The sequence below is a fragment of the Photobacterium malacitanum genome (assembly GCF_900185615.1).
Taxonomy (GTDB): Bacteria; Pseudomonadota; Gammaproteobacteria; order Enterobacterales; family Vibrionaceae; genus Photobacterium; species Photobacterium malacitanum.
The window spans coordinates 738,833-760,531 of the sequence record NZ_FYAK01000002.1 but is presented as its reverse complement, the minus strand read 5'-3'; the positions used below and the strand labels follow the sequence as shown (position 1 = coordinate 760,531).

15 protein-coding genes are annotated in these 21,699 nt (G+C 38.3%); 10 read left to right on the top strand and 5 right to left on the bottom strand.

Annotation, left to right across the window (positions count from 1 at the left end):
- Window positions 1-76 precede the first annotated feature (76 nt).
- Window positions 77-1,990, top strand: a complete 1,914-nt coding sequence (locus PMAL9190_RS08580; protein ID WP_087844782.1) for a BCCT family transporter — start codon at window positions 77-79, stop codon at window positions 1,988-1,990.
- 91 nt (window positions 1,991-2,081) lie between these two features.
- Here the strand turns inward: PMAL9190_RS08580 and PMAL9190_RS08575 are convergent, their stop codons facing one another.
- Complete coding sequence (locus PMAL9190_RS08575; RefSeq protein WP_087844781.1) at window positions 2,082-2,720, bottom strand: helix-turn-helix domain-containing protein; 639 nt, start codon at window positions 2,718-2,720, stop codon at window positions 2,082-2,084.
- A gap of 404 nt (window positions 2,721-3,124) precedes the next feature.
- Window positions 3,125-3,373: an Ogr/Delta-like zinc finger protein gene (locus PMAL9190_RS08570; protein ID WP_036792931.1), complete on the bottom strand. Its 249-nt coding sequence runs from the start codon at window positions 3,371-3,373 to the stop codon at window positions 3,125-3,127.
- A 655-nt stretch (window positions 3,374-4,028) separates the two neighbouring features.
- Between PMAL9190_RS08570 and PMAL9190_RS08560 the strand changes: the two genes are divergently transcribed.
- From PMAL9190_RS08560 to PMAL9190_RS08525, 9 genes are all read left to right on the top strand, one after another.
- Window positions 4,029-4,598 carry a lysozyme gene (locus tag PMAL9190_RS08560; RefSeq protein ID WP_087844779.1) on the top strand — a complete coding sequence of 190 codons (570 nt, stop codon included), beginning with the start codon at window positions 4,029-4,031 and terminating at the stop codon, window positions 4,596-4,598.
- A gap of 11 nt (window positions 4,599-4,609) precedes the next feature.
- The gene (locus tag PMAL9190_RS08555) at window positions 4,610-4,927 is read left to right on the top strand and encodes a hypothetical protein (RefSeq protein ID WP_087844778.1); all 318 of its coding nucleotides are present in this window, start codon (window positions 4,610-4,612) and stop codon (window positions 4,925-4,927) included.
- 10 nt (window positions 4,928-4,937) lie between these two features.
- Window positions 4,938-5,126, top strand: a complete 189-nt coding sequence (gene lysC, locus PMAL9190_RS08550; RefSeq protein ID WP_144384342.1) for an Rz1-like lysis system protein LysC — start codon at window positions 4,938-4,940, stop codon at window positions 5,124-5,126.
- 31 nt (window positions 5,127-5,157) lie between these two features.
- Window positions 5,158-7,965: a hypothetical protein gene (locus PMAL9190_RS08545; protein ID WP_087844776.1), complete on the top strand. Its 2,808-nt coding sequence runs from the start codon at window positions 5,158-5,160 to the stop codon at window positions 7,963-7,965.
- 326 nt (window positions 7,966-8,291) lie between these two features.
- A complete protein-coding gene (locus PMAL9190_RS08540) occupies window positions 8,292-11,216 on the top strand; it encodes a phage tail-collar fiber domain-containing protein (RefSeq protein WP_087844775.1) in 2,925 nt (974 codons plus the stop codon).
- Between the two features lie 249 nt (window positions 11,217-11,465).
- Window positions 11,466-11,744: a hypothetical protein gene (locus PMAL9190_RS20105; RefSeq protein WP_144384340.1), complete on the top strand. Its 279-nt coding sequence runs from the start codon at window positions 11,466-11,468 to the stop codon at window positions 11,742-11,744.
- A gap of 194 nt (window positions 11,745-11,938) precedes the next feature.
- Complete coding sequence (locus PMAL9190_RS08535) at window positions 11,939-15,199, top strand: M66 family metalloprotease (protein ID WP_087844774.1); 3,261 nt, start codon at window positions 11,939-11,941, stop codon at window positions 15,197-15,199.
- Window positions 15,200-15,351: 152 nt separating this feature from the next.
- Window positions 15,352-15,603, top strand: a complete 252-nt coding sequence (locus tag PMAL9190_RS08530; RefSeq protein WP_087844773.1) for a DUF2999 family protein — start codon at window positions 15,352-15,354, stop codon at window positions 15,601-15,603.
- A 122-nt stretch (window positions 15,604-15,725) separates the two neighbouring features.
- Window positions 15,726-17,324, top strand: a complete 1,599-nt coding sequence (locus tag PMAL9190_RS08525; RefSeq protein ID WP_087844772.1) for an MOSC domain-containing protein — start codon at window positions 15,726-15,728, stop codon at window positions 17,322-17,324.
- Window positions 17,325-17,354: 30 nt separating this feature from the next.
- Here the strand turns inward: PMAL9190_RS08525 and PMAL9190_RS08520 are convergent, their stop codons facing one another.
- The 3 genes from PMAL9190_RS08520 to PMAL9190_RS08510 are packed head-to-tail and all read right to left on the bottom strand — an operon-like array spanning window position 17,355 to window position 21,363.
- Complete coding sequence (locus tag PMAL9190_RS08520; protein ID WP_087844771.1) at window positions 17,355-18,029, bottom strand: polyphosphate polymerase domain-containing protein; 675 nt, start codon at window positions 18,027-18,029, stop codon at window positions 17,355-17,357.
- Window positions 18,026-20,638, bottom strand: coding sequence for a CotH family protein (locus PMAL9190_RS08515; protein WP_087844770.1), 2,613 nt, complete (start codon window positions 20,636-20,638; stop codon window positions 18,026-18,028). Before PMAL9190_RS08515 ends, PMAL9190_RS08520 begins: the two co-directional genes overlap by 4 nt.
- Window positions 20,639-20,640: 2 nt before the next feature.
- On the bottom strand, window positions 20,641-21,363 hold the full coding sequence (locus PMAL9190_RS08510; protein ID WP_087844769.1) for a DUF4956 domain-containing protein: 723 nt from the start codon (window positions 21,361-21,363) through the stop codon (window positions 20,641-20,643).
- Between the last annotated feature and the right edge of the window lie 336 nt (window positions 21,364-21,699).

Below are 21,699 nucleotides of genomic sequence, written 5' to 3'. Positions count from 1 at the left end.
TATTTGTGTCTTTAGTGTTAAAAGAACATCATATATGTAACTTTTCATGGATGATATATAGCAGTAAGGATATCGTTTGAGTACATTACGTAAAAATTTCGAGCTAATCGATAAACCAACATTCTTTGGTGCATTAGCAATGTTGATTTCGGTGGTTGTTCCACTACTTTTATTCCCAAAAGAAGGCGCAGAATGGATTGCTGTTGCTAAAACTTTTATGACAGACAAACTAGGCTTTTTATATTTAGCCTTAGGTATGGCTGCTTTCTTCTTTATGATTTACATTGTTTTTTCTGATATCGGCCAAATTAAATTGGGCGATGCAGATGAAGCGCCTGAATTTAAGACGGCATCATGGGCTGCAATGTTATTTTGTGGTGGTATTGGTGCAAGTATCCTGTACTGGGGAGCTATTGAATGGGCTTATTATTACCAAAGTCCACCATTCCAATTAGCACCTGGTAGCGAAGAGGCTGTGCGCTGGGCTGCAACCTATGGTGTTTTCCACTGGGGGCCTATTGCATGGTGTATTTACCTTGTACCTGCGGTGCCAATTGCTTACTTCTTTTATGTTCGTAAACAACCAGTATTGAAAGTCTCTGCTGCATTAATGCCTGTAATTGGTGAAGCACGCAGTCACGGCTGGATGGGTAAAGTGATTGATGTATTATTTATTTTTGGTTTATTAGGTGGCGGAGCTACAACATTAGGTTTAGCCGCACCCTTGATAACGGAAGGTGCACATTACCTTTTTGGAACACCTAAAAATACAGAAACTCAAATTATTGTTCTGCTTTTATGTACTTGTATTTTTGGTTACTCTGCTTATGCAGGTATGGAAAAAGGCATCAAAGTACTGAGTAATATCAACTTCTGGGGTGCGTTAGGTTTATTGGCCTTTATTTTAGTTGCTGGGCCGACGATCTTTATGCTGGAAACAGGCTTAGATTCATTAGGCCGTATGCTTTCTAACTTCTTTATTATGGCAACTTGGGCTGAACCTTTTGGTGGCTACGGTACTTTTGAAGATACCCACTTTCCACAAGATTGGACTATTTTCTACTGGGCATGGTGGTTAGTGTTTGCACCAAGTATGGGCTTATTTATCGCACGTATTTCACGTGGCCGTACAATTAAGCAAATGGTGACAGGCTCTATCTTCTTTGGCTCGATGGGTTGTTTCTTATTCTTCATGGTGTTGGGTAACTACGGTTTATCATTACAATTATCTGGTGCACTTGATGTTGTTGGTATTTTGAATGCAGAAGGCGCAACGAAAGCAATCTTCTCTATTCTTGAGCAATTACCATTTAGTACGCTTGTGATTGCTGTATTTACGCTATTATGTTTAATTTTTACAGCAACAACGTTTGACTCTATTTCCTATATTCTTGCTTCTGTTGTTCAAAATGATGTCACAGAAGAGCCTATGCGTTGGAACCGTTTGTTCTGGGCATTTGCAATGTCGTTTATGCCATCAGTATTGATGTTTATGGGGGGCCTAGCCACACTGCAAACAGCAGCAATCGTTGGTGGCTTACCATTACTGTTCATTACCGTTATGTTAATGATTTCAGCAGTAAAAGCGGCGTCACTTGATTTGAGTCACCAAAATGGTTATGAAGATCCAGTGATTAATATCGAAGAATTACCTGATGTCGATCCATGGTCAAAAGAAGGTATGGCGCTAGCTAAGTTTGAACAATTAAGAGATGTAGCGATTGAAGCTGCTGATGCTGAGCGTGATGCACTCAATGCGATTTGGAAGATTAAGAAAACAATTCGAGCACAAGCGTTAGCAAGTGGTGTTGATGCGGGTGAGGTTCCTCAAGAATTAGCTGAAGAACTGCACCGTCTAACCACAGAAGCAATGGCTGCGAAAGAAGCTAAACTTGAAGCATCAGAATTAGCTCAAGAAGCACGAATAGTCTTTAATGATATTTTAAAGCAGAAAGAAGAAATGCTAGAACTTGAAGTTCAAAAAGCGTAGCTGATATTAAATTGATTTAAATACGTCATAAGGCGATCTTCGGATCGCCTTTTTTTGTTTTTTAAACAGCGGTGATGGTAGAGGGTGATAGTTAAACATGCTCAATTGAGATAATTACTTTGCCTACAATCTCAATATCATTTTGGGCTATCGTTATTGAAGATTTGCCAAAATGTAATACCAGCTGATTAGCGGGTAAACGTTGAATATCATTAATCGACATTAATTGGTCGATGCTAATAAGGTAATTTCCGCTAATTGGTAACGTGTCATTTTTGTCGATGATCAACGTTGCTGTCGCTGTCTGTAATGCGATTAATAACGGAGATTCATAACTTGATTGCTTAAGTAAAGCGTGGTCGAAAGATAAAGCTGGCAATGGTGTAAGTTTGCCTGATTTTAATTGGTAATGAGGCAGTATTAGTATGTCTGAATTAGCTTCAGTTATTGATGTTTGAGAATGAGGAAATGCTTCTCCCTCATTTAATAATAACCAATGCAGAGATACTCCCGTTGCAAGATGAGAACGAATAGCGATTTCAAATGGTGTCGTTTCTCGAGAGTGCCATGTTGATACAGTGCCGCGTGGAATATTAAATACATCAGCAAGATCTTGATATTCATCAATGTCTAATACTGAACATAATTTTGATGTAACGGCTTTACCACCAAGATATTGGTAAGAAGAAAGAGACGTAACATGAGATTTATGTGTTGAATTAGGTTTCATTTTGGGCGATTAACCATATCAAAGTAATGGGATAACAACAGATTAAGCATCTAATAGTGTAATTAACACATCAGTAAAAAAAGTTTAGCTATAAAGTTGATGTGATGTGTTCGGTGTTAATTATACATTTAGTTTATATGTTGGCATGCAAATTTACGAATAGTTAGTTAAAAATGCAACTTATGGCATATTGTCGAGGCAGCATTTGACATATTTGACTCGTTTGAATTAAGCATGATAACAAGTATTTTCTGAATGAGATTCATTACAGTATTTAATGTAAAAGTATATTTTATACATACTAAAAGTAATGATTCAGCCAGTTGCCCTTACAATCACTCTTACAAAATATGATTGCAGTTATAAGTGCTATTAAAGCGGAACGAATAACGTTCCGCATAAGTTTATATTGTTAGCATTTGATGAAGCTCTTTCACTTTTTCTGGCGGCATTGTTTTAACTAAAGCAATAACAAGTTCATTTACGTTTTTAGCAGATGGACTAATGGTATGACTAAAGCCTAAAGACATCACAAAAGTATGTCCACATTCAGGATCTGAACATGAACAATATAAGTCTGCTGCTGCATTTGAAAACCAGTTTGTTTTATTAATACGTGCTTTTTCGCCACACTGAGTACAATGAATACGCATTGCCATTTGAATTACCTTTTTAATATTGAAGGCAAAAATTCAAGAACCATTGGTATAAACAATGTCATTACCCATAAAGAGCTAGAATATGTGAGCTTTTAGCTCGATATAGATAAGCTTAGATTTTTGCTTTTATGGGAATGATAGGAATTACCTACCGCTATTAACCTCGATCTGCTGCATTTTAGTGAATGAGATGTCAGTTAATTGCTTAATTCTGTCATAAAAACACTTCTCTCATATCAAATGGTCAATTGAAGTTCGGAATTATTCGGATTTTTACTTTTTTCCGAATCTCTCATAACAACAATTGATGCATTGGCCTGTCAAATGAATGATAATAATCACATCAAGTAAACAAATGGAGTAACCAAAAATACCAATATTGAGACTTACATCATTGGAGATAGATATTGGGGGAAAATCCCTATTTACTCCTAATAAACAAGGAATTATAAGATGTATGAGTTTTTGGATTGGCTAGTAAATAAAATAGTGTTCGTGGTTTTTGTTATCATCGGACATTTTCAATTCATGACCATAGAAGCCTGGTCTTTGATTGTTTCATTCTGTATGGGAGTCTTCGCTTTATCGTTGAGTTATTGGCATAAGAAAGTTATGCAACAAATAGCTCGCGAAAGAGGAGTATCCATTTATGAATAAATTAAGACCAATTTTATGCTCAATTACTGCAGTTATAGCACTCTTTGGTGATGGTGAGATAGGGAATAGTACATTACCAATCGGCAATATTGTTATTGCTGGCGAAAGCCAAGGGAAATTAAAACTATCCCCAAAAGGATTAAGTTTAATAGGAGATTATGAAGGCTGTAGGTTAGATACATATCGTTGTCCTGCAGGTTATAAAACAAATGGTATCGGCAATATTCATAATATAACCACTGATATAATTGATAATGAACAAGTAGCAAAGGATTGGGTTTTAAATATTCAACAGGCCGAGTCTTGTTTAAATAATATTTTAGGGGGTAATAGTATCACCCAAGGACAATATGATGCTTTTACATCATTTATATTTAATACTGGCTGCACGCGTTTTCTGAAAAATAAAGATCTTACAGCAACAAAAATATCCACTTATGTAAGAACTGGACAATTTTCACAGGCTTGCTTGCAATTATCTCGCTGGATTTATGGTGGAGGTAAAAAGCTAAATGGCTTAGTAAAAAGACGGAAATCAGAATATTTACGGTGTATTGAATAGGATGTTCATTCATGCGTATATTATTAATATCAGTGATTTTGGTTTTATTAGTAAAAAATGAATATATGGATCGTGAATTACAATCTCTTATTATTGAACGAAATAATGTTATTAAAATAAATAAGTCACATACAGAAACGTTTAAATTATTAGAAGATCAAAAAAAAGAAAATAATGATTTATTGCTACAGCGGGAACAACGCAGAATCAAACAAGATGAGGATCGTGTTGTTACTACGGAGACTTTAAATAACCTATTGTATGAAAAAGAAAAATATCATAACAACTGGCCTGATGATGTTATTGATTGGTTGCAGCAGCCGTATTGAACCAACGCAAGTGGAGATTATTAAGGTATTACCAGAACCTTGGTTAATTACAGCATGTAATAAACCTAAAATGACAGGAAAGACACCAGTACAAACTATTGCAGAAGATTTACCTCGCTTACGAAGTGCATTATCTCATTGTGCACAGCAGGTTGATGATTATTTGCAATGGTATGAATATCAACAAAAAAATAAATAACAAAACGACAGATTTAAATAAGGATATTATAATGAACACAGTACTAAATAATAAAACAAACCGTACATTAGTAAATGATAATGCTCATCTTACTACTATTGAAAATATCAGCAAAAATCAAAACGATATAACATTAAAAAATGATAATTACATTACGGCTATTGTTAATGGCAGTATTAATATTAATACTTTCCCTACAGATAGTACTACGATGAGACTTGGTGGTTCATCACAGCCTAATATTCCATCATGGGCTGCCTATGGTAATATGTTATCACTAGTATCACCAGGATCTGATACTGCGGTTCAAATATTGAGTGGTTATGATAATGAGGATATTGGTTTCCGTAGTGGTAGTAAGAAAACACTCCCTAGTCGTGACTTTGTGAAATTTTTTCATGAAAATAATTGTCCAACTGCAGAGCAGGTTGGTGCAGCTGTTGCATTAACAAATGGCCAATCAGGCTTAGCTTATAATATGCGCAGTGATGGTACTTGGGCTGAGGCTATCAATGATGCCCCTCATGATAATAAGCAATATGTACGTGAAAATGGCCATTGGGCAGAGGTAACTGCAGTATCTAGTGGAAGTGATGGTGTTGATAAATCGTCATGGGTTGAAGCTAGTTCAATGGGTATTGTTTATAATGATGCTAAAAAAGCCGCAGCTAACGCCTCTATATTAAAAAATGCAGCAGCTAAACAAGTCGTACGATTAGCGTTTACCGATAACGTTTATTTCGATACGACTGGTGGTGAAATTGTTATTCGCTATGGTTTAGAGTTTCAAGGTTGTTTAGGGAAAAAAATCCATTGGGTTGGCTCACCTGTAACAATTAACGGCGATGATTGTTTAAGTGCGATGACGATGCCTAACGTAGCTGAAATGCCATATTACCATGAAACCAATTGTTACCATGTGACAACAGGTAAGCTGAATTTTATTGAAGGTGATGGTTGGGGTGGTTACCGTGGCATTATTTCACGTGATTGTAATTATGATGGTAGTTTCCGTTACAAGTTCTTAGGTAAAGAGCAGCATCCAACCAAAGGTAATCCAAATTCATCAACGTCTACCTTTAAGGGTGATTATGCCGGTTTTGGTGAAGTTATTTTTGATAATTTGACGCTAACTAACTCTCGCCATCAAGCATTTTTAGGCGCGAATCAGTTCCCTTATGAACGTATTGTGTTTAGAAATGTGGTTATGCGAAATTGTAGCCGAGGTCTTTACTCTGGCGGCATTACAAATACTCATCCATGGTATTTAGATGTGCAAAAAGCGATGCGTAATATGGTGGTTGAAGGTCTTGATTGGGAAAATAGTGCAGATTTTTGGGCGGGTGAAGATAATAACTCAGGTGCTTATATCACATCGTTATTATGGGAAGGTAACCGTTTAATCTTTACCAATGCGCGTATTCGTGGCGTTAAAGTTCGCCCTCACGCTAATAACAAAGGTGCTCGAGCGCTGTCACCGGTTTACCTTGGTGGTATTCGTGCTGAGATGCGTGATTGTGAAACTGTAAATATGTACAACTTTAAGCCAGATGGAAGTACCAATACTTGTATCTTCCTAAAAAAAGTACGTAATGCATTGATTAATAATATCGAGCACCGCTTTGAAGAAAATTTCTTTAGGGATATGGAAGCTGATTTCGGAGTAACGGTAGATAATACTCAAGGGACATTTATTTCATACTCACCAGAACCTGGTGCACCTTGGGATGACAGTGTTAATTATGGCAGTGAGCCTGCGGAATCAATTATCATTCGAAATGCGAAGTGTTGGCTACCTAAATTGCTACGTACCGCTGATATATCGACTCAGATTGTTGGTAGCTATGAAATAACCGATTGTGATTTTGAATCACCAGATAATGGTTATAACAGTGATGGTCGTATGTCTGGCGCCTTTACATTCCTTACTGTCAATTGGTGGGATAATAGTAAATATTCAAGTGATAACCAAATGGTTAACCGCCGTGCGGTATTTAAAGGTAATCGTGTTTACACACCTAATAATACCGCGGGTAAATTAGCTTACATTAACATTCGTGATATGCGTCAACATCGTAATGGAGGGTATATCATTGATATTAGTAATAATGATATTACAGCAAATTGCCTTAAAGAGTTGCAATTAACGTGTAATTCGGGAGCGGAGTTTAAAGCTCAAGATTGTATTATTAATCAGCTTACATTGAATAACCGGGTTCACATTGTCAATTCGACCCAAAATGATGTAACACCACGACATGATGTTTTTGTGGCGGGCAATAAAGTGCCAAAGGTTATTCGGTTAGACATGGGAGGCAATTATAGCTCTACAGCGAAGAATGCATTACTTGGCCGTATTCAGCAAAATGTGTTTGGCGTTGATATGACAACGGGTAAATACCGTATGACATATGCTGAAGTAGCAGGCTCTACACCGGGAATTATGCTTATGAATGCAACCCGCCCAAGTAACGGCTGTATGCAGAATAAAATCCATGATTATAACGGGACGATGACCACTAAAACTGGCTGTTTTGATTTCTATGCACGCATTGAAATTAGTAACGTTAATATAGAAAAAGAGACATGCACCATTGGTTATTTCCATCCATCAACTAAAAAATGGACTCAAACACAGTGGGACGCTACTAAAAATGATAGTAGTTTTGAAATTATGATTAATAGTAAAGAGCGCTTTAGTAATGATAGCGAAAGCTCACCATTAAAAGCACGGATTGGTCGTCGCTCAAGTGCATTAACCTTGATGTTATACCCTAACTACGGTGATAGTGATTATGCTTCAGTATTAGATGTAGAATTAAATATTAATCAATATTAAGTTAAAATAAAGATTATTCGAAGGCGTATTTATCATACGCCTTTTTTATTGTTTAACATTAAGATTGTTTTATTGTAGCAATAATATTTAATTGATGTTGTTTATTACATTATGTCAATAATTGTTAATATTAATTCTGTTCTGTAGTATTTCACAATAACTTTCGCTATATTGAAAAAAACACCATCGTAATAAATAACCCATAATACTTGTAAATGTATTTAAATACATTTACTTATACATTTAAATGACAATATAGAGCTTGGTTATACATATTAACTATGAATCAAAAGGTTATTTATACACAATAGTAGGTAAGTTAATTAATGAGCAACGACAATAATAAAGGCATTTCTCGCCGTTCTTTTTTAAGAAATACGACAATGATTGCGGGTGGTGCTACGGCTGGTATGTTTATTCCCGGGGCGATTGATAAAACGAATGTACTTGATTTAATGAAGCATTCAAATCAGCCCGACGTTATTATTACAGCCAAAGGCCGAGCACTTATTGCTAAAATGCAAGCAGAAAAAAAAATCTTGCTGATTGACTCAATGATTTTTGCTTATAAAGCTAACCTTGGTAAAACGCCTACAGAAAATGAGCAATTACAGCCTAATGATATTGTTCATAATGCCAAAATTCAGCAACAAATTCGATTATCTGAAAATGCAATTGCGCTTTCAACAACCCTTGATAGTGACGTCGGCCCGTTTAAATTTAACTGGAGCTGCTTATATTGTAGTGAATATGACACGATCATTGCCGTTACTTATCCTAAATTAACCACTAAAACAGTTGATGGCCCAGGAGTTAAAGGCAATACATTAATTCGCTCATTTATTTTGAGTTATGATGATATTGCTCAGATAACTAATAGTGCCGTGATGAAAGCAACGCCTAATTTTGTGGCTCATCAACGACTAAACAATGTTGAAAATTCAGCATTACAAGCCATTATTGATCAACAGGGACAAGATTGGTTTATTAAAAATGGCTTTATGGTATTACCGTTTGAAGGTGTATATAAAGTTATGGCGGGGGTGGCGTATATTTCAGGTCACCGTATTGAATTAGAACATAGTCGTATTATTGACGTTGCAAATAAGCCTTTTTATATTTATGTAGATGCCTACAATAATAATAATGATCCTGAGAGCTTAGATACTAAATTTAATATTATTGCCTCAACTAAAGATTTAAAGAATTATGTTAATACTGATGGTGTTCATCATTATTATTGTAAGCTTTGTCAAGTAATGGCAGATGGAACCGTTAGTGATTTACGACCTCAAAATACGGTGGTTGATAAAGGTTGGGCTGAAGCGCAAGATCATCAAGCCATTGAAAGTGTATCTGGCCTTAAAATATACCCGATTAGTCGTAACTTAGCGGTAAATGACACCATCCCTGAAGGTTATAATGGTTTACGAATCAATGATAAAATTTATCGTGTTATTTGTCATGGTATCGTCAATGAGATAGATGAAAATGCTACTTTTGTTATTGTGAATAAACACAAATACTTTTTACAACCTTGTATTGAAGGTCAAAGTTTTTATTCGATTGATAACCTTGAGCATTATAAACCGTTATCTGATTGGGGCGATAAGATAAATTACGCTGCTGAAATCTGTCGTAAAGGGGGTCTGATCCTATGGATTCCCAATAAAACCTATCAGTTTAATAAAACCATCGAATTTAAAGATATAAATGTGCAATGGGATGGTACATTAGAATTATGCAGCAATGTTATTGGTGTTGTTTGTAAGTATAACGTTAATTTAGTTGGTAATCCTTTTATTGTACGTTCGCGATCGCTTGATTACTTTGATAAAACGATGGTGATGTTAACTTCATCCAAAGAAAAAATTAATGGTAAATGGAAAACTAAAGGCTGTGTTGAAAATAAAATATCGCAGCTAAATATTCTTAATGGATGGATTGATTACCAAGCATTCTCCAATGGTAAAGTACTCGATAGCACCAAATTAACCGGACGTGGTTTAGTATTGTTAGCTGGAAGCTGGACGGCTGGTTTAACCAACCAACGCGCGCATGAATATGTATGGCGTAATTTTGTATCAGATATCTATGTTGATGGTTTTGAACAACCTTATGTTTTAGAAGCTGTGATTGATGATATTACCCCTAATCGTTGGATAACATGGGTTAACGGTAATAAGTTACATAACTTGTGCGCGCGTCGATTCCGCCAAGGATTTACGGTGACCTCTCCCTTGCTACGACCGAATGGCAAGATTGGTGGTGAAGTTGCAGGTAACACCTGTGCTAGTCTCGATTTTCAATGGTCGCGTGAAGGCACTGAGAGTTTTCTGGTCTGTGAAGGGCGGAATAATAAATTTGAGCTTATGGGCTGGGATGCACCTAAAACTGCGACCAATACCATCAAATTTTTACGGGGAAACACTTTCCCGCCAGGCTATGGTGAAGCTGCGGGTAATATTGTTGAGTTATATGGTGCGACGCTACGCCATTTAAATGGCAGTGATTTATCACCATTGGTGTATGAATCAAACCCTGGCCTTAACACCTTTATAGCTGAAGGTTTTCAGGGGCGTAATCTAATGCCTGAATCATCACCACCAACTGTAGGTTCGACATTAACCAATAGCTATATTCCTAAATTGGATAACTTTTTAGCGTTTATTAACGATCGTCCCGGTTGCCGTGTAAAGCTATTTAAAAATGGTCATATTCATACGAAAGTCGATCTCGCACCGATGTTTGATTTTAATCCTGAATCCGCTGTGCGATTGACAGTGAAAGCAGGTGATGAATACAAGGTGGTGATTTCGCTAGAAAATGCGATTAACCATTTTAATATGGTTGGTAGTACGCTTGGTTATAATAATTTAACCTCAGATAAGATTAAAATTGATATTGATTTACATGATCGACATAAGAAATCAGTGTATTCATCACGGCAGACATTAAAAACAGCTAATGTTACTGGATTTATGAATGCTGCTAATATTAAAACGATTGTTATTACTTACAGTGGCTTTGATCGCGACGGTAAACTTAATATCAGTTCTATTTATGGTCAAACATACAATCGAAATGCAGCGCAAGGTGTGATGACTGCTGATGGTTCATGCTGGATGCAAGATGATATAAAAATCAATAAAGCAGGCGCCGGTGTTGTTATTCGCGATGAAGTGAATGGCCAACTTTATCGAATTGCGGTTGCTAATGGTGAGCTAAAATTAGCGCCAGTCAATAAATAATCCAGCCATTTCTGTTGAGCCGCTCATTGTGTAGCGGCTTTTTTTATCTCAATATTGGAGATTTCCATAAAGGTGATAGTTCAGTAGTTGAAACTGAGTTTGAAGGCAGCAGGTTAAGAATACTGGCTGGGCGAATATGCATCGAAAATTATAACTTGTTGGTAAAAATGTTTTTATTAAATACGCGTTATGCCTTATAGGAATAGGTTTATTATTAACGACTACTTAAGTAACGATAAATTCTATTCTATGAAAAAAGTATCTCCTTCCGTAACAGCTAAATTATCTACTCTTTCAAAAACACTTTTGATAATTAATCTGTTTTTATTAATTTCTGATTTTAGTTTTTTTATATTATATGGCAGCATGTTAGCACTAATTTTTAGTTGGTTTATGATGGCTAATATTGTGTCCATTAAATATAAAATTAATACCCTCTATAAAGATCATGTTGTTGTTGGCTATCTGCGTTGTGCTTTTATTCCTTTTTCTGTTGTAAGAGATGCTAAGCAGTATTATCACTACTAGTTTTTACACCACCGATATTGAGATGCAATATCGGAATAGTGAATTATTTTGCTTATAACGAATACTCAAATGTGACATTGAGTCCAAAAATCATAATATTCGTAAGAGTTATGAATAGGGTTCAATGATTCAGCTTGGCATTAAAATGCTTTCATATGTATATTTATTATGGTTATCATAATTAAGGCTTATATATGAATATTAAACCTATTGCTGTAGCTGTGAGTGCATTGTTATGCGGTTATTCTAGCGCAAGCTTTGCGACCTCGAGTACACAGATGGAAGCTGTGCAACAACTCGAGCAAATGAAAGCAAAAGTATTGCAGCGGGTCGCTGAAACTAAAACACTGATTGAAGATCCAACTAATATTGAGATTCGTGATGGCAAGCGTTTTCTTAAGTACAATGGCTATTTATATTCAATAACATCCAATGATTTACCTTCTTTTATGCCTTTTGTGGATGGTTTTGATTATGCAGATCGGTCAGCTGAGGCAATGTTTGATTTTATTCAAGCTCCGTGGAAGTTAGTCAACCAGATGGACGGTGTTTATATTTATAACGACCAATTTGGTTATAACTATATGGAGCATATGGATAAAGATAAACAGTGTAATGTGCAATATCTTGTCGGTGATAAGGATTTAGTCAGTACTGCGACTAAAGATTGTTTGCCTTATAATGCTGCTTTAATTGATGCCCATGGCTTTATTGATGATCAACCTATTGTTAATCATCTTAATGGTGATTTGGCGGCACAAATACGCTTTATTCAAAACCAAACGGCTGAGCCTTCAGGCAATGATGAAAAAGATCAACAGCGTATTGTCTCTCAACGTGAAGCCTTGTTAGTTTTAACACCAATGCTTAATCACGAGCCAAAAAGCATTGAGTTAAAAATTTATAAAGATGGCGTGTTACTTGAAAGTCGTCAAATGACGAATCCTCTTCAAATTTTAGAATCAGACCGTGCTAAACAAGATGATCGTAAAGATGTTGTTTATTCAAAACGATCATTTACAACAGTATTACCGTGGAATTGGGTTGAGCAAGGACTGAGTTTACAGTTTGAAACCTATAATGGGTTAATAGGTGAATTAGCTGCTGATGATATTGATTTTGCAGCGCCAGCTCATCTTGATTTGCCAATGATTCGAATTGGTATGTTAACTGAGCCGCCAGCTGCAAAACCGCTTGAACTCAAAACAGCGCATTATGGCTCGGAGTTATTTCAACGTTTTCCACTTGCATCGATGACGTTCAGCCATTATTTGCCGATTAAACTCGATAAAATTGTGATGTCTAATGGTGATATAAAAACCGAATATAGCGACTATGCATCACCAGGTGTTCACAGTGGTGATATGCGAGAAGATATTACCAAGTCTCTGATTCAGCTTGGTATTGCCAATGCTAACTATGGCGTAGCAAGTTCAGGTGCAAGCCAATGGCAAGCAGATAATTATCCAGCAATTGTTATTGGTCACTCTATTGGTCGTTATAAAAATGATAAAGGTGAGGTGGGGAATTACACTCACGGCTTATCAGGTGGTAATGGCATGGTATTACTTGCTGATACCACCGGCAATGAAGTAACCCATGAAATTGGTCATGCGCTAAGTATGGGGCATTATCCTGGTGGTTATGCAAATGCAACTCATGGTGCAACCACAGGTTGGGGCTATGATGCCTACCGTGGGTATATGGCTGACAACCTTAATTGGTGGTCAAATGTAGAGGGTGAATATGGCTATGGCGATATCATGGTTACACCGTATAAAACCCATTATGGTTATGGCACAGATCCAATGGGTGGCGGTGGTTTTGATTCATCAACCTCAAGTTATCCATTATTTACCGGCTACTCATCAAAGCGTATTCAACACTATTTAGAGAGTAAAGATTATCTTGATGCGACATCAGCCAGTGGTTATAGCCATTGGAATGCTGTGACTCAACAGTTTGAAGCGGTGGCAACCACAACCAAGCTAACACCGGTTCAGCAAGGTGTTGATGTGATGACTGTGGTGGGCTTTTATGATCCACAGCAGACTAATACCAGTTATATTTATCCGGCGCTATATGGTAGTTCTGGCAATGTGTATGATTTGCCACAACCTGTTGCTGGTCAATGTTGGGCAACAGTTACCTATGGCGATAATACGCAGCAGATCATTGGTCTTGAAGGTACACGTAAAAATGGCGGTTTAAGTAATAAACTTCATTTTAACTTAGCGCGTGATCGCAACCCACAGACAGTAACCGTAGAGTGTCCTCAAATTAGCCTCGAAACAATAGTACGTGATGAGTTATTAGCTCACTACGATCAAGAACGTTTTTATGCGTGGGGGGAGAATAACCGTTGGGGTGAGATTGGCGATGTATTTGAATATCATCGTAATGGGCGTGTAGAGCTGTTTGCTTTAAAAACTCAAAGCTATTGGTATTTCCCTGAATCAGGTGATTCTAATCATCAATGGGCATTTATTGGTTATCTTGATCAAATCATTGCCGATAAGCAACCTACAGTCGACTTTGATGCATTAGGCCGTGTGACTGTTGATAGCCGTACTTTTGTAGCCAATACCGAATACCCAGCTAAAGCAGTAACAATAGGTAAAGGTCTGGGCTATGATTTAGCCATTGAATCACAACCATTATTTACTGAACAAAGCGATTTAGAAAACCTTGACTTTGAAACGATGAATCAGTTTGACCTCTGGGTTGCTGATCGTTATGGCAAGGGTGAACTTAATAACGGTGTGACTCATAAACGTAAACGTGCTGGTGCTGTTTATGTTCATGTAAATACTGAACTCAATACCCGTGATTATTTCTTAATGAAAACAATCACAGCAGGTGAGTTCCCAACTGATCATCATAGTAATCATGATTGGAAATATTTAGGTTCAGCTGAAGCTTATGTCAATTTTGATTTCAATCCACTGAAATTGAATCGTCAAAACTTGTCAAATATTGAACGTATTAAAAATTACTTTGAACAGTCAGCGTTATTTACATGGGATCAACGAGCGACCACCTCGTGGGATACATCAAGCAGTGCAGTGTTCATTAATCCAACTGCAGAAGGTGTTAATGAATACTTTATTCAAAGAACGCCAGCACAAGGTGATGAGTTCCCAACCAATAAAGCCTCAAATCGTGATTGGATATATTTAGCTGATGATAATTCGCTTAATCAGTTAATACTTGAGATGAGTACTAACCAAGCGGTATTTGAGCAATTAGCACTGGATTGGTATAAACAAGACAGTTTTGGTAATTGGGGTGACAATGGCAAAAAAGGCAATGTTGGTGATATTTATGATTATCACTTCCATGATGGAAAAACCCATTATTACCGCTTAAAGACCACCAGTTATGGTTACTTCCCTTGGCCATCTGAATCACCAGATCCAAGTAATGGTCATTGGCAATACATTAGCCATTACTAACCGTGATAACGGCTGAGTAAGATCATGATAAAACCGTATTTAGCATCGTTTAACGTTGTTATTTACGGTTTTTTTATTGATGGTGCAACAAGGGGGCCGCAAATGGTAAACTGATCCTATTCTATTGAGTGATTACAAAAAAAGGTAGTGTCATGAACCCGATTATTGCGTTGTTGAAAGAGAATAATATTAGTGATGAGCAGATCAACAGTATTTTCCAAACATTAACTCAAAACCCTCTTGCTGCAATGGCAACCATAAGCCAGTTAGGTTTACCGCAAGATAAATTGCAGCTGCTAATGGCACAAGTTATGCAAAATCCGGCGCTGATTAAAGAAGCAGTTGAAGAGCTAGGATTAGACTTTTCAAAAGTAGAAGCAGCAAAAGAGCAACTTCAAAAATAAGTTTGCTAATAACTGCATACGTAAGGCCGCATAAAGCTTTTATAATAGGGCTGAGCGGCCTTTTTTTGGCTGTAATAAATATTATTTATAACCGTAATATATTAATAGCTTAAAGGAGCCCCATGCTGCCATATTCAACCATTGCACAATTGCGTTATGGTCGTGTGAGTAACCAAGTTTACTTCTTTAAAACCGCGATTGAAAAAACACCTGCGAATACCGTCAGTGTTACCTTATTGGGATTAGAGGGGGATGAGCAAGCAGAATCCTTTCACGGTGGAGCTGATCGCGCAGTGCTGCAATTTGATTGTGATTATTATGCCCAGCTGCAGCACATGTTTCCTGAGTCTGCGTCTTTGTTTGTTAGTGGTGGCTATGGTGAAAATCTAGTTGTTGCTGGTATGAATGAGCATAATATCTGTATTGGCGATAAAATTGCGGTAGGTACAGTGGTGTTAGAAGTTGCGCAGCCAAGACAGCCTTGTTTTAAGCTTAATCACCGTTTTAATGAGCCGACTATTTCGCGTTATTCACAGAATAATAATAAAACAGGTTGGTTTTATCGTGTATTGCAAGAAGGTGAAATTCGCGTAAACGATCAAATACGCGTCATTGAACGTCCTTATCCACAGTGGACAATTGCAAAAGTGCAGCATTATTTATATGTTGAAACTGATAATTTAGCCGCTACTACTGAACTGGCTGCCTTGCCTGAATTAGGTGCGGAAGTGAAAGGCGTATTTCAACATCGTCTTGAAACTAACGAGGTTGAAGACTGGCACTCGCGGCTTGAAAGTTTAATTAAGCTTGAAATGCGAGTCGTTAAAATAGTTGAAGAATCTGCCACTATTAAACGCTTTTATTTAAGTCGAACGGATCTTGGCGCTCTGCCTCCATTTACTGCTGGCGCTCACATCACGCTTAAATTACCCAATGGATTAAAACGCAGTTATTCATTATGTGATTCAGCTGTTGCAGGGGTCTATCAAATTGCAGTGCAGCAAGCGCGAGATAGCCAAGGTGGTTCACAATATATGCACCAACAACTAAAGGTCGGTGACGTATTATCGGTGTATGAACCGGCTAACTTCTTTGAAATGGCACGTGATAAACAGCATCTCTTTGTTGCCGCAGGGATTGGGATCACGCCGTTTCTTTCGATGATCGATGAAGCGATAGCACACCAAGAACAGTTTGAGTTGCATTATTGTGTTGATAACCTTGATGATTATCCGTTTAAACGTGAGTTATCAGCCTATGCCGCTAATATTCACCTTTATACGTCGGCTCAGCGACTTGATTTAGCGCAACTGTTGAATACTCATCAGCGTGGTACACATGTTTATAGCTGTGGTAGCCCAGCTTTCGTGCAGTTAGTGCGTGATAATGCCAGCCATTGGCATGACAATAATGTTCATTTTGAAAATTTTAGTGCTACTGAACATAGCGATGACAGTGTATTTACAGCTATCGTCTCGCAGGCTGGCTCTGACGTTGAATTTAGCGTGAGCGCCAAACAGTCATTGCTTGATGCCATAAGAGCGCAGGGATTACGTCTTGATTCAGCTTGTGAAACCGGCACTTGTGGTCGCTGTAAGGTAAAATATAGTGGTGATGTTGATCATCGAGATACGGTGTTATCAGCACGAGAGCGGCAAACCTATATGACCCCTTGTGTTTCACGAGCTAAAAGTGGAGTGTTAAAGCTTGAATTAGCCTAAATCATAGTCTTACGAGTAAGATTAACTGATTTATAACCAAATTAGCTGTCGAATAGCATTCACATATTTTGAATGACGTGAAGGGCGTAGCGGGCATGATCCAACTAAACGTGATAATGCCTGTTCGTTGTCGGCAGCGGTTTTTATTTCAAGTAGTACATATTCGCCTAAGCGAGTGCCATGGCTAAAATTAGCGACATCAAAATAGCGTTGGTCATAACATTCCATATTACGATCAAACGTTAGCCGTAATTTACCATCCGCTGAAATATAATAATCGCGCTGATAACGAATGATCACGATTGGGCTTTGTTCGTTACCGATAGTGGCTTGAATATCAGCAGGAAGGGTAACAAAGTATTGCTGTAATACGTGCGACCAGCAAGGGGTATCTGGTTGCCAATCAAAGCTAACCGGGTGCTGTATTTTCCAGCCTTTACCACCACGGCGGTATTTGTGTTCAAGCATGGCATTGGTAGGGCTCGCGAGGTGATGGTACCAACGCAGGCGGGTTTTCTTACGTGCGCTGATGCCACTTAAGTTTTCTTGGTAACGATCTAAAAACGGATTATCAAGGTATAAACTATTAATATAACGTGTTTCATAGTGACGGCGAAACAGCAACGGATGCAAGGTTAACCAATTCTCTAGCTGTTGTAAGCGATTTAATGGAATCGGTATTTTAACTTCAAAACGTGAATTCATTGCGGTTTGTCCGGTTTCATAATGGTGTTGTAAAGCTGGCTGACATTGAGTTTTTGTGGCGTAACCACCTGACCGTCAATGACTAAACTATTACCTGTTGCTGCCATAACTTTATTTTTACAATCAGTACATTGCCAGTTATTGACCTTGACAGTTGTACCGCCAAAGAGGTTCTTTTTGCGGTAACTCATTAAGCCATAATAGTGAATGTTGCGGCCACGGATATTGAAGGCGTTGATCTGGGAGCCATCTTTACCGACTAAGCCAATATTTGCATCACTTATAGCAATATTAGTCGCGGTGAGCTGGCTCTGTTCTCCCACTGAAATGGCTTTATCGCGAATATGGCTAAACTCAAGCTTAGTTAACGTTAGTGTCGAGCCGCTGACATCAATCCCATCCCCACCAGATCGAGCGCCAATGCGATCAAAGCGGCTATTGCTAATGCTGCCACGGCAGAAGTCGCAATCAAAACCATCAGATAGAATGTGACTTAAGGTTAAGTGGTTAATGTTAATTTCACTGTTAACAATATTTAATGCATCCTCAGTGTGGTTATGGTGTATTTGCATCTGGTTGATCTCAATCTTAGTGTTAATAAAACTTATCGCTCCACGTGGACGCCAAAGCCCTTGTTTTGGGCTACCAACATCAGCAATATTGACATGATTTAATACGCTCGGTACTGCCGTTGGCGTTGAGAAAACCACGACTCCCCCCCAAGGTTGATGATTGCTCGCACTTAGTTCAACTGGTGATGCTGCGGTTCCGTTAATGGTCAGCTGTCCAAATACCATGATGCCAGCTTGCGGTTCAAACACTAACTCCGTGCCAGCGTCAATCATCAGTTGCCAGTTGGCTGGAGTGCGTAATCGATGTTTGATATGCCATCGACCAGCAGGGATTTTCCAATAATCATCACCAACTTCAATAAACGGGTAGTCACTCAGATTGGGTTGTTTTATAGGCCGTGGCAAAAACGGTGCTTGGAACTGATGTGGAATTAAGCGCACTTTAGCTAAGGTTGCCGTGGGGGTCGCGGTGCTAACTTCAACTGAATCTATGCTGTGGGGAAGCTTAAGAGTAAGTGTTTGCTCTGGCTGTAGCTCTAAAGGCAACTGACTATTGGCCTCTTCTATAGCAATGGGTTGATTCGCTGAATTAAAACCGACCAGCTGCTGCACATATAACGGTGTTTGAGTCGGGTTAGTAATGGTTAACTGTTGTTGATGGTTATAAAAGCTTGCTAACTCCCATAACGGTGTTGCTTGCATCGCGGTCATATTAAGGTGGTATGCAGCCGCGAGTGGCTTTATTGAGTCGCAATCATGGCTGTGATATTGCTGTTGTAAGCAAGTAATTTGAGTGATTAACAGTGAGCTATCAAACCACGGTGTCAGTGGGGCACTGCCGTCTAGCATCGCCCGTTGAGCGCGCTGAATGGTATTTAAATGTTGTTGTAAGTCACCAGATTTGATTAGGGCTGCTAATCTTTGCAATGCCGCTTGATAATGGCGCTCAACTTCAGGATCAGCACGCATTGTTTTGCTGATTAATAATGTTTTACTGGGGGGGCGGATTAACAATTGGTGGCGACTCGGTGATATTGCAACATCACTTTGAATTGGCTCTAGTTTTGCTGTATGTGGATTATAATACCAACGCCAATTATTCCATGTCAGTGCATGCCATGCGCCCCAAACATCAACCGTTGCCAGATATTGACCTAACAACTGGCTGTCAAAAACATCACTGGCACTGCGATCACCGTTAATAAAACCACTTAGTAGAGTTAATGCTAATTGACGTTGATAATTAAGCTCTAATTTACGGCTGATACGTTTCTGTTGGATAACTCGAGGTGTTAATTGGCGACTTACGTGATTATTTTCAATCTGTTGTGAATTAAGATCGAGGCGTAAGATCATCCCTTCAGTTCTGTTATAGGTCGCGAGTAAATCTTGGCCAAATCCTTGCTCGTGGTACATCACTCCCCAATCATCACCATTAACGATCACCTTAACGGGGGTGTATTGCGGAGAAATAATATTAAACTTGGCTAAGCGTAGCGTTTGTGCAAAAAGTACTGGCCCTTGATGTACCCGTACATGAGGGCTAATAAGCGCAAAACGTTGTGAATCTAAGATGGCATGTTGTTTTTTAAGATCAACTTTTAGCGACCACCGCTGATGACTACTGACATGATCAAGCAGATCACCTTGTAAGCGAACATCAGCATTAAAGCTCTTATTATTAAAGGTTATTTTAGCGTTTACTTGCGCTCTTATGGCAGGGATCGCACCTTGCTCAATGGCTTGCTGACGGTTATCTGCCAGTTTTTTCCATTCAGGATAATCAATATCAACCATGATCACGGGTAACTGATGATTGGCATACAGCCAACGTATAGGAGCATGTAATATATCCGTTGCTAGCTGGTGGATTTTAGTCGTTGGTGTACTCGAGAGGGCAACATAACCTGAGTGGATTAATTGGGTTTTAAAATAGCTAATAGAGGGCAATGCGAGAACAAGGATCATAATACTCACAACAGTAATTACAATCCGTTCGGTAGCGGTTAACCCGTGTTTATTCGGCGTAAGCTTCACCGTTATACTCCAGCAATATTGTGTTGTTCAAGCAATGAGATCCTAATCGTAGGAAAGCGTTGCTTTAATAATGCTAGGCAGTGGTCTAGTTGTTCTACTTCTGTGGCGGTAATAAAAAACGTCGCACTAAAGCTGTGTTTATCACAATCAAAACGCCTTAGCTCTAAGCGCTCACTATGGCTGCCAAGTAAGTGTTTGAGTTCATTAACTGATACCGTGATTTCATCTTTGCTATGATCGTTTATCGACAAGAATAACCCTTGTTCTTGCGCAACTGCGATATTGCGACGTTTAGCCCATGTGACTAATACTAAGGTGACGGCGCAGGCTAATAAGGCCGCTAATGTTTGTCCTGCACCTAAAGCTACCGCAACCCCAATATTTAAAAACAAATAGATTAATTCTTCTGGCTCTTTAATTGGGGTTCGAAAACGCACAATTGACAGTGCGCCAACAAGCCCTAAAGCTAAAGCCAGTGATGCTTTAACAACAGTAATAATTAAAATAACGGTTAACATTAGCAGCGGAAATAAACGCGAGAAGTCTTGGCGGTTACAAAAAGCAGAAGAGTAATGCCGAAAGTGGATACCAATAATAGATGCCAATCCAAAACCTAATAATAAGTTAAGTAACAGCGCCCACAACTGCACACTAGCATAAGGAAAAAACAGGTTTTTAATATCCTGCGGCAGTAAAGTGAGCAATACCGGATCGATAGCATCCATAATCTTACCCTCCAAATTCGATCTCTCCAGAGTGTAGAACAGGCACCATTGATAAGTTGTCCAATAGTTAATACCTTATAATTTGAATGTGCGCTGCTATAAGTTTATTGCGATGGTTAATGGTGGTGGTGACGATTTGTAAACTGAATATTATGGCTAGTATTGGTATGATTTTATCGCATAATGGATGAGTTTTTTGTGCTGCTTATGCGAGTAACATATTAATGTAAATGTAATTATTATGTGTATCACATAAATATATTTAGAGATAAGTCGCGGGCTGAATAAGAATATATTGCTGGTTGGTATGTTTTGCTGAAAATAGGGCAATACAAA

Excerpts from the sequence above, each read along its gene's own strand:
- PMAL9190_RS08535 (WP_087844774.1), top strand. The coding sequence starts at position 11,939 with ATGAATATTAAACCTATTGCTGTAGCTGTGAGTGCATTGTTATGCGGT.
- PMAL9190_RS08510 (WP_087844769.1), bottom strand. The coding sequence starts at position 21,363 with ATGGATGCTATCGATCCGGTATTGCTCACTTTACTGCCGCAGGATATT.
- PMAL9190_RS08520 (WP_087844771.1), bottom strand. The coding sequence starts at position 18,029 with ATGAATTCACGTTTTGAAGTTAAAATACCGATTCCATTAAATCGCTTA.
- PMAL9190_RS08575 (WP_087844781.1), bottom strand. The coding sequence starts at position 2,720 with ATGAAACCTAATTCAACACATAAATCTCATGTTACGTCTCTTTCTTCT.
- PMAL9190_RS20105 (WP_144384340.1), top strand. The coding sequence starts at position 11,466 with ATGAAAAAAGTATCTCCTTCCGTAACAGCTAAATTATCTACTCTTTCA.
- PMAL9190_RS08540 (WP_087844775.1), top strand. The coding sequence starts at position 8,292 with ATGAGCAACGACAATAATAAAGGCATTTCTCGCCGTTCTTTTTTAAGA.
- PMAL9190_RS08570 (WP_036792931.1), bottom strand. The coding sequence starts at position 3,373 with ATGCGTATTCATTGTACTCAGTGTGGCGAAAAAGCACGTATTAATAAA.
- PMAL9190_RS08555 (WP_087844778.1), top strand. The coding sequence starts at position 4,610 with ATGCGTATATTATTAATATCAGTGATTTTGGTTTTATTAGTAAAAAAT.
- PMAL9190_RS08525 (WP_087844772.1), top strand. The coding sequence starts at position 15,726 with ATGCTGCCATATTCAACCATTGCACAATTGCGTTATGGTCGTGTGAGT.
- PMAL9190_RS08560 (WP_087844779.1), top strand. The coding sequence starts at position 4,029 with ATGAATAAATTAAGACCAATTTTATGCTCAATTACTGCAGTTATAGCA.
- PMAL9190_RS08530 (WP_087844773.1), top strand. The coding sequence starts at position 15,352 with ATGAACCCGATTATTGCGTTGTTGAAAGAGAATAATATTAGTGATGAG.
- PMAL9190_RS08545 (WP_087844776.1), top strand. The coding sequence starts at position 5,158 with ATGAACACAGTACTAAATAATAAAACAAACCGTACATTAGTAAATGAT.